The 15988-nt window shown below is 58.5% G+C and carries 8 protein-coding genes; 2 read left to right on the top strand and 6 right to left on the bottom strand.

Going from position 1 to position 15988, the window contains the following annotated elements; genetic code table 11:
- Window positions 1–279: 279 nt before the first annotated feature.
- The 4 genes from djlA to A3GO_RS26735 form a co-directional block, all read right to left on the bottom strand.
- On the bottom strand, window positions 280–1080 hold the full coding sequence (djlA, locus tag A3GO_RS0120050) for a co-chaperone DjlA (RefSeq protein ID WP_029134909.1): 801 nt from the start codon (window positions 1078–1080) through the stop codon (window positions 280–282).
- Between the two features lie 121 nt (window positions 1081–1201).
- Window positions 1202–4714, bottom strand: a complete 3513-nt coding sequence (locus tag A3GO_RS25525) for a PAS-domain containing protein (RefSeq protein WP_051302704.1) — start codon at window positions 4712–4714, stop codon at window positions 1202–1204.
- Entirely contained in the window at window positions 4714–4989 is a 276-nt protein-coding gene (locus A3GO_RS24790) for a hypothetical protein (protein WP_037376145.1), read from the bottom strand. The genes A3GO_RS25525 and A3GO_RS24790 overlap by 1 nt, the downstream gene beginning before the upstream one ends.
- A 491-nt stretch (window positions 4990–5480) precedes the next feature.
- Window positions 5481–10415, bottom strand: coding sequence for an SUMF1/EgtB/PvdO family nonheme iron enzyme (locus tag A3GO_RS26735; RefSeq protein ID WP_470406617.1), 4935 nt, complete (start codon window positions 10413–10415; stop codon window positions 5481–5483).
- Window positions 10416–10990: 575 nt separating this feature from the next.
- Here A3GO_RS26735 and A3GO_RS0120025 point away from each other — a divergent pair.
- Together A3GO_RS0120025 and A3GO_RS0120020 are read left to right on the top strand one after the other, a co-directional pair.
- A complete protein-coding gene (locus A3GO_RS0120025; protein ID WP_029134907.1) occupies window positions 10991–12550 on the top strand; it encodes a gamma-glutamyltransferase family protein in 1560 nt (519 codons plus the stop codon).
- Between the two features lie 292 nt (window positions 12551–12842).
- Window positions 12843–13322, top strand: coding sequence for an HU family DNA-binding protein (locus tag A3GO_RS0120020; protein WP_029134906.1), 480 nt, complete (start codon window positions 12843–12845; stop codon window positions 13320–13322).
- 74 nt (window positions 13323–13396) lie between these two features.
- On the opposite strand, the gene A3GO_RS0120015 is transcribed toward A3GO_RS0120020, so the two are convergent.
- Both A3GO_RS0120015 and A3GO_RS0120010 read right to left on the bottom strand, forming a co-directional pair.
- On the bottom strand, window positions 13397–13921 hold the full coding sequence (locus A3GO_RS0120015) for a retropepsin-like aspartic protease family protein (RefSeq protein WP_029134905.1): 525 nt from the start codon (window positions 13919–13921) through the stop codon (window positions 13397–13399).
- Window positions 13922–14033: 112 nt separating this feature from the next.
- On the bottom strand, window positions 14034–15869 hold the full coding sequence (locus A3GO_RS0120010) for a hypothetical protein (RefSeq protein WP_029134904.1): 1836 nt from the start codon (window positions 15867–15869) through the stop codon (window positions 14034–14036).
- Window positions 15870–15988: the final 119 nt, after the last annotated feature.

The following is a 15988-nucleotide window of genomic DNA, read 5'->3' as shown; positions in this document are numbered from 1 at the left end:
GCGCAGGCCTCCATCGCCACACGGCATGGGGGGTGCTGGGCAAAGTGGCTCAGCAGCTGCTTGCGACGGAGCTTCTTGCGCCATTGCCGCTGACCTGCACTGTTCAGTGCTACCATAAAAAACGTATNCTTTGCCAAATCCAAACCGATTGTCATAAGCTGTTTCATGGCCTTCTCCTCCACCTTTGATGGTTGGTTCTCTTCCATCATGGCGCATCGACGCCAGTACGGGGGGAGGAGGCCATCTCATCGACCTACGGTCTCGCTACGATCCTACGGGCTAAATACCGCGTGCCTCTTTAACCCGCTCATAGGCCTGGCGGATCTCGTGGGTCTTCTGGGTTGCCATCTTCATCATCTCTTCCGGCAGGCCCTTGGAAACCAGCTTATCGGGGTGATGTTGGCTGAGCAGACGCCGATAGGCCTTCTTCACCTCCGCGTCGCTCGCTCCGGACGGGACATTGAGTATGGCGTAGGCATCCGGCAGGGAGGGCCCGGCCGGCTTCGCTTCGGCCCGCTGTCGGCCACTGAAATGGCCCTCGGCGCGAATCATCCGCTCCAGACGCCGGAAGACAAACTCGGGGATGCCCAGCCGTTTGCAGATATTCAGCAGCAGTTGCTCTTCCGCCCTGTGCAGCGAGCCGTCGGCATAGGCCGCCTGCAGCTGGATCTCGATAAACATCTGAATCAGGGTGTTGCGACCGTGACACTCGGTACGGAACTGCTCCAGCACCTCATCCAGGGGGAACCCTGCCGCCTTGCCCTGATTGAACAGATTGATGGCGGTCTTACGCATCTCCTCGCTGAGATCCATCTCGGCCATGACCGAGTTGGCCAGCGCGATCTCATCGGGGGAGACCCGTCCATCCGCCTTGGCAATGGCCCCCATAACCGAGAAGGTGGTGGTAAAGAAGGCGGTCTGAACCCGTTCCTGGTCACCCGGGGGAAGTCGTTCATCACCGCCCAGCCCCTTGAGACCTTTATCCAGATTATGGCCCAGCACGGCCCCGAGCAGCGCGCCGATCGGCCCGCCCACCATGAAGCCGAACGCGCCGCCGGCCAATTTTCCCCACCAGCTCAAAGGAGCCTCCTGTCATTCTGCAGATACGGGATCACGCGGTCCGGCGATCCCGCCGACGACAATACAACAGCCGACGGAGCCGATCCAGCCGCACAGCCACTTTCTGCGGATCGGGTGTGAATCAGACCCGCTCTGGCGGGTCGATCGGCAGGTGAATAACGAAACAGCTGCCTCCCTCTCTCACCGGTTTCACTTCGATACTGCCACGATGATTCTGGGTAATGATGAAGTAGGAGACCGACAGGCCGAGGCCGGTGCCGGAACCGACCTCCTTGGTGGTGAAGAACGGTTCAAAGATACGCCGCCGCACGGCGGCACTCATACCCGGACCATTGTCCTCGATCTCGACACAAACCCACTGGCGATCGCGGTAGACGCGCAGAATAAAGCGGTCATTACGTCCTGTCTGCCCCGCACTTGAGGCAGCTTCAAACATTGCCTGGGCGCCATTCTTCAACAGGTTGAGCAGCACCTGTTGGATCTGCCCCCCTTCACACCAGGCATCCGGCAGCTCCTCGGCATATTCACGAACAATGGCAATTTTCCTGAAATCATAATGCTTGTCCAGATTGTAATCATTCGAGGCGATCTCCACCGTCTCATCCAGCAGCAGACGCAGATCCCGCAGTTCAAACTTCAGATCACTCTTGCGGCTGAAGCTGAGCATACTGCTGACGATCTTTGCCGCCCGCTTGCCGGACTCGGAGATCATCTCCAGCAGTGGCGATATACCCCGTTGTTCCATGTAGTTATCGATGGCCTCAATGGACGTACCACAGGCTTCGGCGACCTGGCGGTTCTTTGCCATGTCCGGTCCCAGCCGGGTGTTCATCACCTGCACACTCTGTACGATACCGGCCAGCGGATTATTGATCTCATGAGCCATACCGGCCGCCAGCCCGCCCACCGAGAGCATCTTCTCGGACTGCACCATCATCTCTTCCATACGCACCGTCTCGGTCACGTCGTCGAGACGGATCACCGCCCCCTCCACGGACTCGGCCAGCAGGGGATAAATGGTGACATCCATGTAGTGGACTTCACCCTTGGCATCTTCCCAGCGCAGGTTGGTCTCCTGGGTCGGCGACAACTCCCCGATGGCCCGTTCCACCTTCTGCAACACGTCCGGGAACCGCGGAATCAACCGGGACAGCGGCTCGCCTATGGCGGCGGCCGCCTTGATGCCACTCATCCGTTCCGCCTCCCGGTTCCAGTGGGTGATGCACCCCGCCACATCGATACCGATCAGTGCCGACGGCATCGAATCGATGATGTTGCCGAGCAGGTTGCGCAGCCGGGTCAACTCCAGTTCAGCCTGTTTGCGCTGGGTGATATCGGTGTAGGTGGTCACCACACCACCCGCCGCCAGGGGGATGCGGCACAGCTCCAGTACGGTCTTGTTGGGCCGTACCTTTTCAAACACCACGCGCTGCGGCCGGAAAGTATCCTTGATGTATTGCCGGATGAAGGCCTCGCGGTCTTCGACAATGCCGTATTCACCCTGATCGATGTTGTAGCCGCAGATATCCCCCAGGGTGACGCCACTGCGCAACATCTGCTCCGGAATCCCGTAGATCTCCACAAAACGCCGGTTCCAGGCCACCAGATTCGTCTCCTGGTCGAACATGGAGATGCCCTGATCGACATTTTCAATCACCGACTTCAGCACCTCGCGGCTTCCCTCCACGGCCGAGGAGGCCTCATCGATAATATCCAACACGCTGTCCAGATTGATATTGGTGCGGCGCAGACTGGTATTGATCAGCACCCGGGCGGAGGCCGAACCCACCACCCCGGACAGCAGCTTCTCCACCTGGGTCAGCAGATCGGCCGGGGCATCCATACCGGGTGAGTAACCCGGAACGCCGCCATCACGATAACGGCCAAACAGTCGCACCACCCGATCGCGGTCGACGAACCGTTCCACCGTCCGCTGCAGATCGGCGATGCTGATCTGTCCCTCCCAGGGGCGGGTCACATAATCACTCTTGGCGGAAAACACATCCACAAACGCTCTCGCCTGGGTCCGCTCGATCAGACTCTGACGGGTAAACAGCGACACCATCAGATAGCAGCCGATATTGAAAAAGGCACTCCAGAACAGGCTGTGTATCAGCGGGTTGTCCCAGCTCACCCCGAACAGCGCCTGAGGTTTAAGCAAAGTAAAGCCGAACGGTCCCTGCTCGACGATCGACAACGGCAGCCAGCCCGATTGGGCGAAGGATGGCAAGACCAGGGTGTAACCCCAGACCAGAAAACCGCTCGTCAGACCGGCCAGCGCGCCGGCCAGGGTCGCCCCTTTCCAGAACACGCCGCCGATAATCAGCGGCGCGAACTGGGCCGCCGCCGCGAAGGAGACCAGTCCGATCGTCACCAGGGCATAGGAGTCACCGATAATCTTGAAATAGCTGTAGGCCAGAAACAGCACCCCCAAAATGCTGATCCGCCGCAGCGCCTTGAGCATACCGGTCGCCGTGTCAGATGCCTCGCGGCCAAAATGGAACAGGCCGAGACGTATCAGCAGCGGCACAATCAGGTCATTACAGATCATGGTACTCAGTGCCACCGCCGCCACGATCACCATGCCACTGGCAGCCGAAAGACCGCCGATATAGACCAGCAGCGTCAAGGCCGGCTGTTGCGCCGACATCGGAAGCGCCAGCACAAAGGTGTCGGGGTTGACCGCCCCTAGCGGGAAGGTGACCAGACCGGCAATAGCGATCGGCAATACAAAGAAATTGATCACCAGCAGGTAGAGCGGAAACAGCCACATCGCCTTGTCCAGATGTGAACGATCGGTGTTCTCCACCACCGTGACCTGAAACTGGCGCGGCAGGCAGAAGATCGCCAGTGCCGCGAGTATCATCAGAAAGGTCCAGCTGCCGTTATCGAACAACGCCTGCCCGGAGATCAGCAACGCCAGCTCTGCATCCGCCGCCACCCGGTCATAGATCGACTCGAAGCCGTCAAACATGAAATAGGTGACAAAGACCCCGACCGCGATAAAGGCAAACAGCTTCACCAGCGACTCGAAGGCGATCGCCACCATCAGCCCTTCATGGTGCTCCGAGGCGTCCAGGCGGCGGGTGGCGAAAAGAATGGTGAACAGGGCCAGCAGGATGGTGACATAGAACGCCTTGTCATTGAGCACACTGGTGGTGTGGGGAAGATAGGTGCTGATGACCGGATAGCTGCCCAGAATGTCGAAGCTGGTGGAGATCGCCTTCAGCTGCAACGCGATGTAGGGCATGATGCCGATTACCGCCACCACCGTCACCAGACCAGCCAGCCGCTGGCTCTTGCCATAGCGGGATGAGATGAAATCAGCAATCGAGGTAGTGTGCTGCGCCTCGGCGATTTTCAGAATCTTCCGCAACAGAAACGGCGCCACCAGAAACAGCAGGGTGGGCCCCAGATAGATGGGCAGGAAACCGATGCCATCGGTCGCTACCCGGCCGACACTGCCGTAGAAGGTCCAGGAGGTGCAGTAGACCGCCAGGGAGAGCGAGTAGACATAGGGATTGGCACCGATACTGCGCCCCTGCCTGGCGCGCCTGTCGGCATAGTGGGCAATTAGAAACAACAGCCCCAGGTAGGCCAGGGAAGTAAAAAAGGCCAGCCAGACAAATGGCATCAACCCCGCCCTTTACGCAACGCCCGCAACCTGGATCGCCAGGCATGTCTGAGCAAGCGCCAGGCTTTCGGATAGACCACCAGGAGAATCAGTAACAGCCAGATCAGATTGATATAGAAAATCACCAACGGCCAGCCCAGCGGACGTATAGCCGTGACGCCGGAGAATATCTCCAGAAGAGGCGGATTGAGCATCAGCGCTCCGATCAGGGCGGCCACCAGCAAACGCGCCCGTCCGCTGCCTTTTGCCGTGACTTTGATTCGCTCTGTTGCCATATCCGCTCCGCGCCCGCGAGACTGCTTCAGTCACAGTATAGGTGATCAGGGTGGCGTGGGCGCCACCCGTTGCTCCCGCGACAGGTCGGTGGGTCAGCACCGCAGAATGAATAAAACCCTAAAGGTTTGCTCTCAGGGTCCGCTAAATATAGTGAGATCAATCAGTCCACCGACTCCAGGGGAGTGCAAAATGATCTGTGTATATGACATGGCCGGCAGCGAACGACTCCAGCGGAAACGTTCCACCGAGCGGCCAGCCCCGGTCTTCAGAGACGGACCAGCCGACATCCCGCACCCCATACTTCAACTTCAGGAGGTCCCGCTTGTGCAAAAACATGAGCCGGCATGGCTGAAATCCGATCTCATGCTGAAACCTATCGATAGTTTCTTTGAATAATCAAACAGTGCGCTAACCGGCGTAAAAAAGACCCGTGATGCTGCAGCGTCACGGGTCTTTTACTTGGTCATGAAGGGGCTGAACCGACAGACTCCTAACGCACCTCCCTGACCACCCGGAAGCCAAGCACCAGCAGTCGGGCATCCACATCATGCCGTCCCCGTCGGGTAACCCGCAGACTCTCTCCCGGCTTGTTGAATGCACCACCCCGGACCACCCGTTCGCGGCACACCGGCTCCTGCCAGCTTGATCCGTCCACCGGTGCCCCGTCATAGGAGTTGTGATAACAGTCCTCCACCCACTCCATGACGTTTCCGGCGGTGTTGTGCAGACCAAACGGATTGGCCTCGAAGCGACCTACCGGCGCGGTTGACGCCCCATCCCATTCACTGCCGCAATTGAAGCAGTTGGCATTACCGGAACCCAACTCAAACCCCCACCAATAAGGCGTATCGGTACCCGCCGCCGCGGCATATTCCCACTCCGCCTCGGTCGGCAGGCGATAGCGCTGGCCGGTCTGTTCGCTCAGCCATTCGGTATAGGCTCGGGCATCGTTCCAACTGACATTGATCACCGGTCGCGGACCCTGGCCCCAACCAAGATCATCCGGCAAGGCACGCTCAGTGGCGGCAGCAAACTGTTCATAATCACGAAAGGTCACTTCATAGCGCCCGATACTGAAGCTGTTCAGATTCACTTCGTGCACCGGCTGCTCTTCACTGGCAAGCTGGTTGATACGGCTGCCCATCTGGAATGTACCGCCGTGAATATAGACCAGCTCCGGACCGCTTCCGCCATCAGCCAGCCGATCCTGTATCCGCGCCCCGGTAACCGGCCCCCGGGGCTTGGGCGGCGCTTTGGCGACAACCGGTTCACGTTTGGTTACAACCGCTGCAGGTTTGGCCACAACCGTCGGTGCCGGGGCAATCTGGGGCTGTTCAGCGACCAGGGGCGGTGATGCCGCTGGTTTGTCGGGTTCCTGCCGCGCCGCAGCGGAGGGGATTTGTGCCGGCATCTTTTCTGAATCCGATGTAGCCAGCGAAGCGATCTGCTGAACTGGCGCAGCCTGCCCAGGCGCGGCAGTTGTCTCGACGCCTGTTTTATCAAGGAGTGCACTGATGATCTCACCATTGCCCCCCAGCATGGAGAGTACTTCCGCCGCCCCAAACGCCAGCACCGCGCCCACCAGAGCACCAACAAGCTTCTGTTTGGTACCACCCGGCGCGGCATCCAGCCCATCCACCGACGCAGCCAGCCGCTTGTCCAGCAGATCATCCCTGGGTCGCCCATGCTCAACCTGTTTCTGCAGCGCATACAGTGATTCCTCTACCTGTTTGCGCGCCGCCAGCGCTTCCTCCTTTTTAAATGCCGCCTCATCGGCGTCCACCTGGGCCGCCTCCAGTGCCAGCTTGAGGCGATCTATCTCGCTATTACGCTCTTCGGTCTTCTCTTCCAGCAACAGGCTCTCTTTGCGTGTCCGCTCCAGCTCCGCGCTGCGCTCATCCAGCGAACGCTTCAGCTTGTCGATATCCTGTCGCAGTACTTCACACTCCGCCGCATCGGCGGAGCTGCCGAGTTCCAGCTCCTTGAGCCGGATATGCGCCTGCTCCAGCGCCGCCTGCAGTTCCACAACTAGCACCGCCGGCGCTTCATCAGTGGCACTCTCCGCCGCGGTCACGTCAGCCTTGGCCTGTTCACGCAATTGCTCCAGCTCCCGGGAGAGTCGCGTCACCTCCTGCTCCGCCGCCTCCTTCTGCGCAATCAGCCCCGCATGGTCTCCAGTCCCTGACGCCTCGACCTGCAACCGCTCAAGCTGCTGCTGCAGTTGAGCCTTCTCCCGGTCAAGCGCCTCGTAGGCCTTGTCCGCCTCATCCAGCGCATCATTCAGGGTTTCCAGTTCAGCCTGAACCGCCTTGATTTCGTTGCGTTCTGCCGGGCTGCTGTCGCTCATCCGGACAGACTCTGCCAGCGCGGTTTCGGTAGCAACTCTTGCCGCAGTCACCTCTGCCAGCTCTTCGCGTAATGCATCCAGTTCTGAGGCATCAGGCTGCACCGCCGCCAGCTGGGTTTCAAGCTCGTCTATGCGCTGCCGGTCACTCTCCAGCTGCTGTTCCAGGCGGTTTCGTTCGTCGCTCAGGCTGGCGATACTTTCAGCCTGCCGCTCCTGCTCTTGCTGCACCCCCAGCAGCGCCTGCTCCGACGCCTCCAGCTGGGCATTCATCCTCTCCGCCGCGGCCTTTTCCGTATCCAGCGTCTGCTGCAGGTCCTCCAGCAACCGCGCCTTGTCCTGAACCGACTGCCGGGCTGATTCCAGTTCGGAGTTCGCCGCATCCAGCGCCGCGGTGAGCCGGTCCAGCTCAACCTGCTGCTGGCCAACCGCCAAATGATCCTCAACTTCTGTATGCTTGTTCTGCTGTATCTGCAATTGCAGTTCGACCAGCATGTTGTCACGCTCATCGACCAGTCGCTGCAGCTGGCCAAAGCTCTTCTGCAGCACCCTCAACTCCGCTGCTACCCTGTCCCGCTCATCGGTTGCGATCCGCAGCTCGGACTCCGCGTGACTGCGCCCCTCCACCGCCTCGTAGAGTGACTGCTGCAGCTTGGCCTCCTGCTCGCCCTGTCGTTGGCGTTGCGCCTGTTGCAGGGCCTGCCGTTCAGCGTCCAACTCCGAGATACGGGCGCTGGCTCCCTCCAGCTCATTGCGCAACTGCTCCAGTTCCGCATGATCCAGACGCTGCTGTTTTTTGGCCGTTTCCAGTGCCTCGAGTCGCGCGGCATCATCGTCGCCACGCTCCGCCAGGCTCTCTTCCAGTGATTCGATCCGGTTGTTGGCCTCCGCCAACGCCTCGGTCAGGGAACCCCGCTGTTCCTCCGCTTCCTGCTGCACCGCCTGATTGGCACGGCGTAGCGCCGCCGCCTCTTCCTGGAGTTCCTGCAGGGTACTCTCCACGGCCTGCTGTTTCGCCAACGCCTCCCGGGACAACTGTTGAAACTGCTCCAGCTCATCGCGCAACCTTTCCAGCTCGGCCTGCGCTCCATCCAGCGCCCCCTTAAGTTGCCCGGCCGTCTGTTCCAGGGCGGATTTTTCCGCACTGAGCTGATCCAGCTCGGTGCGACTGTCGTTCAGTGCCTGCTGCAGCTCTTCCCGTACCTGGACCTGGGATACCCTCAACTGCGACTCATCCTGCTGCTTCGCCAGCGCCTCCTCCATCGCCTGTTGCGCCTGTGTCAGCTCGGCGGAGCGTTTCTGCAGTTCAGCCTCGGCCCCATCCAGCGCACCCTGAAGCCTTTCAGTCTCCTCTGCCAGCGCACTCTTTTCGCTGCCAATCCGCTCCAGTTCGGCCTGGCTGGCTGTCAGTGCCCGTTGCAGCTCTTCCCGGGCCTCGACCTGGGATGCCCTCAACTGCGACTCATCCTGCTGCTTCGCCAGCGCCTCCTCCATCGCCTGTNGCGCCTGTGTCAGCTCGGCGGAGCGTTTCTGCAGTTCAGCCTCGGCCCCATCCAGCGCACCCTGAAGCCTTTCAGTCTCCTCAGCCAACGCGCTCTTTTCGCCGCCAATCCGCTCCAGTTCGGCCTCGGCCTCGGTCTGGGATGCCTTCAGCTGCATCTCATCCTGTTGTTTCGTCTCCAGGCGTTTTTCAAGTTTGCCGACCTGCTGACACACCTTGCTTAATTCTTCCTGCAGCTGATCTCGCTCACCCGTCACCCCTGCCAGCCGGGCCTCTATGGACGACTGCTGCTTTTTCAATGTCGCGCCGGCTTTCTCCTGCTCTTTAAGCTGGTCCTGAAGTTTCTCTATATCAGCCGCCAACCGGCGACTCTCTTCACTCGCCCGCGCTTCACCGCTTTCCGCCTCGGCCAGGCGCCCTTTCAGCTTTTCCAGCATCAGCTTCAGCTTGCGCGCCCGCTGCAACTGTTCCTGGGCCTGGGTTTCGGTTTTCTGCAGACGCTCCCGCAGCAACCCGGCCTCATCGTCCGGTGTTGAACCGGTACCATGTTCGATTATCGGCAAATTATCCTTTTCCGGTCGCAGATTAATTATCTCCGCGCCATCATGGGACTTGTCCCGCTTCACCGCATCGTCAGGAACCGACTCAAGGCCACGCTCCAGCACCAGGGCATCCAGCCTCTGCTCCATGAGCAGGTACACGGCCGTGGAACTGACCAGACCGTCCTGGCAATAAACAATGTAAGTTTTATCCGTATCAAGTTCCGGTAATGCAGAACGCAGGTTATTGAATGGAACATTTTTGCTTTTTTTAATATGAATACGCTGATGCTCATGTGGGGATCTGACATCCAGCCAGACGGCGCCCTTCTCCACACGGTTCAGCGCCTCGTCATAGCTGATGGCGTTGGCCAGCGGCATTTTGATGTATTCAACAAAATCCTTCTTCCCCAGGCGAAACAGAACGCCATCCGTGAGCATGGATACCGTGCTGCCTCGCGGCTGCCCGGAGAGCAGTGACTCCTCCCCCAGGCAGTAGCCTGCACCGAGTTGTGCGATCTCTTCGATTTCGCCATCGCCCCGCTGCCGGGTGATTGAACACCGTCCCCGGTTAATCAGGTAGAAGTAGTCCCCCTCATCACCCTGGCGAATCACCATCTCTCCGGCCGAAACCTGTACCTCTTCCATGCGCATCATGATGTTCTGGATATTGGCCGCCGGTATGCGCTGAAAAACCGGTGACTGCAACAACTGACTCATCCAGTCATCGTCCGCATCCGCATTCAGCTCTTCTACCTGGTACAGGACATTACCGCCACGGGTCAACAGATCGCTCAGCAGGTGACTGTCGATGCGCACAATCTCGGCCTTGGTTGTGGCCTGGACGGAAAACTTGCGTGGAATATGGTGGGCAATGGGATAGCGCGCCATACTGCTGTCGGCGGTGACGATGTCGATCTCCTTGCCGTGCTCCAGCAGGGCAACTTTTCCCGACAGCAGATAGATCCGTTCAGGATCGGTATCACCCGCGCGAAACAGAAAATCGCCCTTGGCAATTTTCTCAAACGCAACCACCTCCATCAGCTCGGCCAGCGTCTCTTCTGTGAGCGTGTTCAGCGGAACCAGTTTCCGCAATATATTCAAGCCATTCTGTTTTGGCACTACCGCCATACCCAATCCCTCGAAAGCTCACCCGGATGACATCCACACGTCATGCACCCTGGACTGCCAGATGACAGGTTCAAATCACAATGCGACGCATCACTCCCAATCGCCCCACATTGCGTATTGCAGCACTTGGCCACGGACAAAGCATAGAACAGACTATCCCGGCTTCCGGACCACCGAGGAAGCCATCCCCCCGGAATAAAACCCACTGTTGCCAACCCGCCGGAAAACCCTGTAAATACTGAATCGACGGGCAATCAAAACGGCCTGGCAATCTGTGCATCTCCCGGACAGCATCGACAATACAGTTTTCCGCTGCTGAATTTTCATTGAGCCGAACATCACTGAATAATTGGCGAAACTCTCGCCCACCGCCTTGCCTACAGCCGCTTCAGGATGGAAACTACCCAGTGGAATCGCTGAGTTTATCGGCATTATTAGACCAATACTTGAACAGATGCCACAGATTCAACCCGAGAACAGCATAAATGAAGAAAGCAGCAGGAATCGTGGCAGCCGGCCATCCAGTCACCGCCCGCGCCGCGACAGAAATTTTGCGGGCCGGCGGCAATGCCTTTGATGCTGCCCTGGCGGCCATGTTTGCCGGCTGTGTTGCGGAACCGGTACTGGCGTCTCTTGGCGGAGGTGGTTTTCTGACGGCTCGGACTGCCGGAGCAAAGCCGCTGTTGTATGATTTTTTTGCCCAGACACCTCACGGCAGACCGGTTGAATCCGAACTCGATTTTTACCCCATTGTCGCCGACTTCGGCACGGCCCAGCAGGAGTTTCATATCGGCATGGGATCGATTGCGACCCCAGGTGCTATCAAGGGAGCTTTCGCCATCCACCGCGACCTGTGCAGAATACCACTGCGAGAAATTATCCAACCGGCCTGCGAGGCAGGCCGTAGCGGCGTCCGGCTGAACAGCTTTCAGCACTATATTGCTGAGATTGTTTCACCCATCATCCAGTCAAGCCCACAGGCGTTACAGCTGCATGCCAGCAGCCGGAAACCCGGGGCAATCGCTGAACTGGATGAAACGGTGCGCAATCCCGCCATGGCGGATGGCTTCGAGATTCTGGCCCTGGAAGGGGAAGAGCTGTTTTACCAGGGTGAGATGGGACATCAACTGACCAGCGACTGCCATGCCCATGGCGGCTGCCTTACCCGGACCGACCTGGAGTCATACCGGGTAGCGCGACGCTCTCCGCTGACTCTGAACTATCACAACACCCAACTTTTCACCAACCCGCCACCCGCCATCGGCGGCATCCTGGTCGCCTTCACCCTGGCACTGCTGGAGCAGGAGAAGTTGGGGCGGTACCCGGTAAACAGCGCAGACCATCTGGGCCGCATCGGTCATGCCATGAAGCTGACCCAGCAACTGCGCAACGACCGGGAGCTCGGTTCAGGCCCGGCCACAAACATCGAGCACGAAATCCTTTCCAGCGAGTTTATCGAAAGCTATCGCGAGGTGATGCGCAATCATAAAGGCTTCTCCCGTGGCACCACCCAGATCAGCATCGCCGACAGTGAAGGCAACCTGGCCAGCATGACCCTGTCAAACGGGGAAGGCTCCGGCTATGTGCTGCCCGGCTGCGGCATCATGCTGAACAACATGCTCGGCGAGGAAGATATCAATCCGCATGGTTTTAATCAGTGGCCCCTCAATCGGCGCATCGCCTCAATGATGTCTCCCTCCCTGGTCACCACGCCCAACGGCGACACCATCGTCGTCGGCTCGGGAGGCTCGAACCGGATTCGCAGCGCCATTCTGCAAGTACTGGTCAACCTGATCGATTTCGGCATGGAGATCGAGCAGGCGGTTGAACAGCCACGCATGCATTTCGAGTCCGACCTGCTGAACATTGAAGCGGGACCATCCACCCACGCCATCCAGGCGCTGCGAAAGGAGTTTGCCAACATTCGGTGCTGGCCCGACAAGAACCTGTTTTTTGGCGGGGCTCACTCGGTGATGCGTAAACGCAATGGACAGCTTTCAGGCAGCGGCGACAGCCGCAGGGGCGGGGTCTGCTATCGGGTATAGGCCCTAACCCATGCTTGGGTAAGCGAGGGGCAGCGTAAATATCAAACCCCGCCCTGCACAGATACCCGAGTCGTCGACTGCTGGATCCACTATCGCCTGCCATTGCTGAATCATTTTGATCACTGGTTTTCAAGAGCTGCTCGCGTGTCCAACCCATATACAGCTGGCCATGGCACCTGTAAAACGTGAAAAAGACCGGTTTTTAGCGCATTTCTGTCTTGAAACACTTGGAAAACCTTAAATCTATGCTATGTTTAGCGCGCACTCATCAGGTCTAACTCAGGAGTTTTCCATGGCCGTCAAGAAAAAAGCTGCAAAAAAAACTGCTGCTAAAAAAGCACCCGTAGCAAAGAAGAAGGTTGTCGCCAAAAAAGCCGCTGCTAAAAAGGCACCCGCCAAGAAAGCCGCCGCGAAAAAGGCTCCAGCCAAGAAAGCTGCCGCTCCGGCAAAACCTAAAGCCATTGCGGCCAAACAGACCAAGAACCAGATCCTTCAGTCGATTGCCGAAGAGACCGGCCTTACCCGCAAACAGGTTGGGGATGTTTTCAACTCACTGGGCGGGCTGGTCAAGGGCCACATGATTCGTCGTGGATCGGGTGAATTCGCCATTCCTGAAACCGGGGTGAAAGTCCGCCGCGTGGTCAAACCGGCGCGCAAGGCCCGTATGGGTCGTAACCCGGCGACCGGTGAACCGATCAAGATTGCCGCCAAGCGGGCAACCACGGTGGTCAAGGTCACCGCCCTGAAGGCACTGAAAGATACCGTCGCCTGATAGGAAAAACGGACGGCCTGTCATGCAGTAGCCGTCCGTTTCATTTCAACCTGTCGTGATCCCGGTCGCGCCGGTCACAGTTTCTTCAGCGTCAGCTCGTCGCCTCGCTGCGTCCACTCCAGTCGCTTCAGAAAACTCATACCCAGTAATACTTCGTTGCCCGCCATGGTGGGCAGGACGCTTGCCCTGACATCGCTCAGAGTGATCTCACCCAATCCGACTTCAGATAACCGCGTCTGCCAGGCGACCACGGTGCCGTTGGCGGTCTGGCTGAACACCTGTCGACCTCTGGGAAGACTCAGTCGCTCGGCCAGCTCATCGGAGATGGCCACATCGGTTGCTCCCGTGTCCAGCAGAAACAGCACCGGATGCCCGTTGATGCGACCACTGGCCACATAATGGCCGGCCCGATTGCGTTTCAATACAACCTGAGTATTGCCCTGATCATCACGCAGGGTCACCGGCGCTTCATTGGGATTGTGCTGTCGCTCGAGGATATCGCTGAACAGGTATGACATCAGCGCCAGCAGTAAAACCCAGGAGAGAATCATCATCCATCTCCCGATACCACCAGTCTCTCTACCCTGCCCGTGGTTCATTACACCTCCACCAATACCCGTTACAACCTGACCTTATCTGCAGACATTGCGCAGATGGCAGGAGTTCAACTCCGGACTTGTTCACCTGTCAGGCATGGAGGGCAGAGCGACATCAGAGACTGGTCCAGAGCTGCTCAAAATCCGCCTCGTCTGTTTTGTCGTCAGCGCTTTCTTCGCGTTTGGGCCGAGCTGAATCATGATAATAAAACTGAATAAAGGACGCCGTGGCTTCGATCTCTCTGCTGAGCGTTATCTGACGCTTTTCACCCTGTGAGATCAGCCAGGTGCGCTGTCCCTGTTCGGAATAGAACGGGGCGGTAATAACCGTCTGATCCTCGTTTGGACGCTGTAGCAGCAGGCCAGGCCAATACCCGTCCTGCTTGCCCCGCCCCCACTGCCGGTAAAAAATAACCGGCTGCGCATCACCCATGATCAGTTCCACGCCGAAGTCGATCACATCCGGACGTTCAACCCGCATCCAGCGAATCACGCCCAGGCGCAGACACTCCAACCCGTCGGCATCCCGATGGGGCGCCGCTACCAGTTCACCCACGCTGATAGACGCTTCCTCGCCAAGCCCCCATCCCAGGTGGTAACCGCTGCTGCTCTCGTTGTATACCGGACAGATCCGCAAAACAGGCTTGGCCGGTTGTTCATCTCCGGGTTTTGCTGCAGGCACTGGTGCCGGTGTAGCCGCCAGCATGGCAGGCGCATTGTTGTCGGCAATCCAGCGCCGGATGCTCAGTAGCTGCGGATCGTCCTGAATGACATACTCATCAGACTCCAGCAGGGCTTGTGGTATGCCTCCGGGTTTCTCGGCCTCCTCCCCGGGCTTCGTCATACCAAACGCCCCCGGCTTACCGGCGGCATTGGGCAACGGCTCACCGCCCAGTTCGTTATAGATCATCTGCAGACCACAGATCAGCGCAACCTCACCCTGAGTTTCATCCCGCTCGGCCACACGCCTGGAGCCGATTCCCCAGGTCAGCATCAACCGCGCCAGCAGATCAGGAGAGAGTTTATCCGGTGAATCCTGTGGCCGCATGGCACCGTGCAGGGCGGCGGTTGCCTGCAACTCATCAGCCAACCGAACCGCCATGTTACCGGTGTCGAGCACCCACCCGCGCAGCACCTGATGATCCCGCTCAGCCCCCATATAGCGCGGTGCCTCATCGATACCGATATCCACTATAAAGGGGCCGGCATCACCATTGGACTTACCCAGGTCCAGCAGTTGCGCATCCGGTGCCCAGCGCGACAATGCCTGATAAACCCGTATCACTTCACCCTGCATCAGTCGGTAGGGGCCCGCCAGGGAGAGCAGCAGTATCTGTTTGTAGAGATCGCTTACTGACGACTGTTGGCGCAGGCTCTGGTCCTCATTGTCCATCTCGCGCTCGGCCAGCTTGAGGTCAAACGCATAGCGATGGATTCCATGAATCTCCTGCCAGATGTACGGGGGGGCCGGCCGATAAAGCTGGTAGGCATGCAACAGGCTCCGGCCAAGAAAATAGAGTACCCGATGCAGGGCAATGGCACGGCTGGACTTGTGTAAAAACTGACTAGTGAAGGATTTATGGTGATACTGATCGAGGACCACCTTGTAACCCTGGGTCGCCAGAATACACAGGCTCTCGTGCATCTCGGACAACATGGCGGCCCGCTTGTTGAGCGGTAACGGCTCTCTGGAAAAGCCCTTGGCCAACACATCCAGGGCTACTAACAACGGCTTGATCATCAACTCCAGGTTGTTTGCCCGACTGGATACAGGCACCACCGTGGCATTCATCTGTTTCAGCAGATGATAGAGACTCTGGGATACCTGACCAATATTGCCGATCGGCAACTGCTCAATCAGTTGCCTGAATCGCTTGGGTTCAAAAGTATCGTCACCGCTGGCCGGCGGGACACGCTTGGGGAGGAGATAGGGATTATTATGATTGACCACAGCCGCTCACCTTTTACATTCTTGATATAAGCGCGTTTGTTATGTTTCCGCGTACTGCGAAAGTTCCGCTCACTCTACGCAGCCCTGTGTTATTCTGCTTCCGGGCATATCCAGATCAA

Source organism: Sedimenticola selenatireducens DSM 17993, assembly GCF_000428045.1.
Classification (GTDB): domain Bacteria; phylum Pseudomonadota; class Gammaproteobacteria; order Chromatiales; family Chromatiaceae; genus Sedimenticola; species Sedimenticola selenatireducens.
This window is presented reverse-complemented; position numbering and strand designations above follow the sequence as displayed.

Excerpts from the sequence above, each read along its gene's own strand:
- A3GO_RS25525 (WP_051302704.1), bottom strand. The coding sequence starts at position 4,714 with ATGCCATTTGTCTGGCTGGCCTTTTTTACTTCCCTGGCCTACCTGGGG.
- A3GO_RS24790 (WP_037376145.1), bottom strand. The coding sequence starts at position 4,989 with ATGGCAACAGAGCGAATCAAAGTCACGGCAAAAGGCAGCGGACGGGCG.
- A3GO_RS0120025 (WP_029134907.1), top strand. The coding sequence starts at position 10,991 with ATGAAGAAAGCAGCAGGAATCGTGGCAGCCGGCCATCCAGTCACCGCC.
- A3GO_RS0120020 (WP_029134906.1), top strand. The coding sequence starts at position 12,843 with ATGGCCGTCAAGAAAAAAGCTGCAAAAAAAACTGCTGCTAAAAAAGCA.
- A3GO_RS0120015 (WP_029134905.1), bottom strand. The coding sequence starts at position 13,921 with ATGAACCACGGGCAGGGTAGAGAGACTGGTGGTATCGGGAGATGGATG.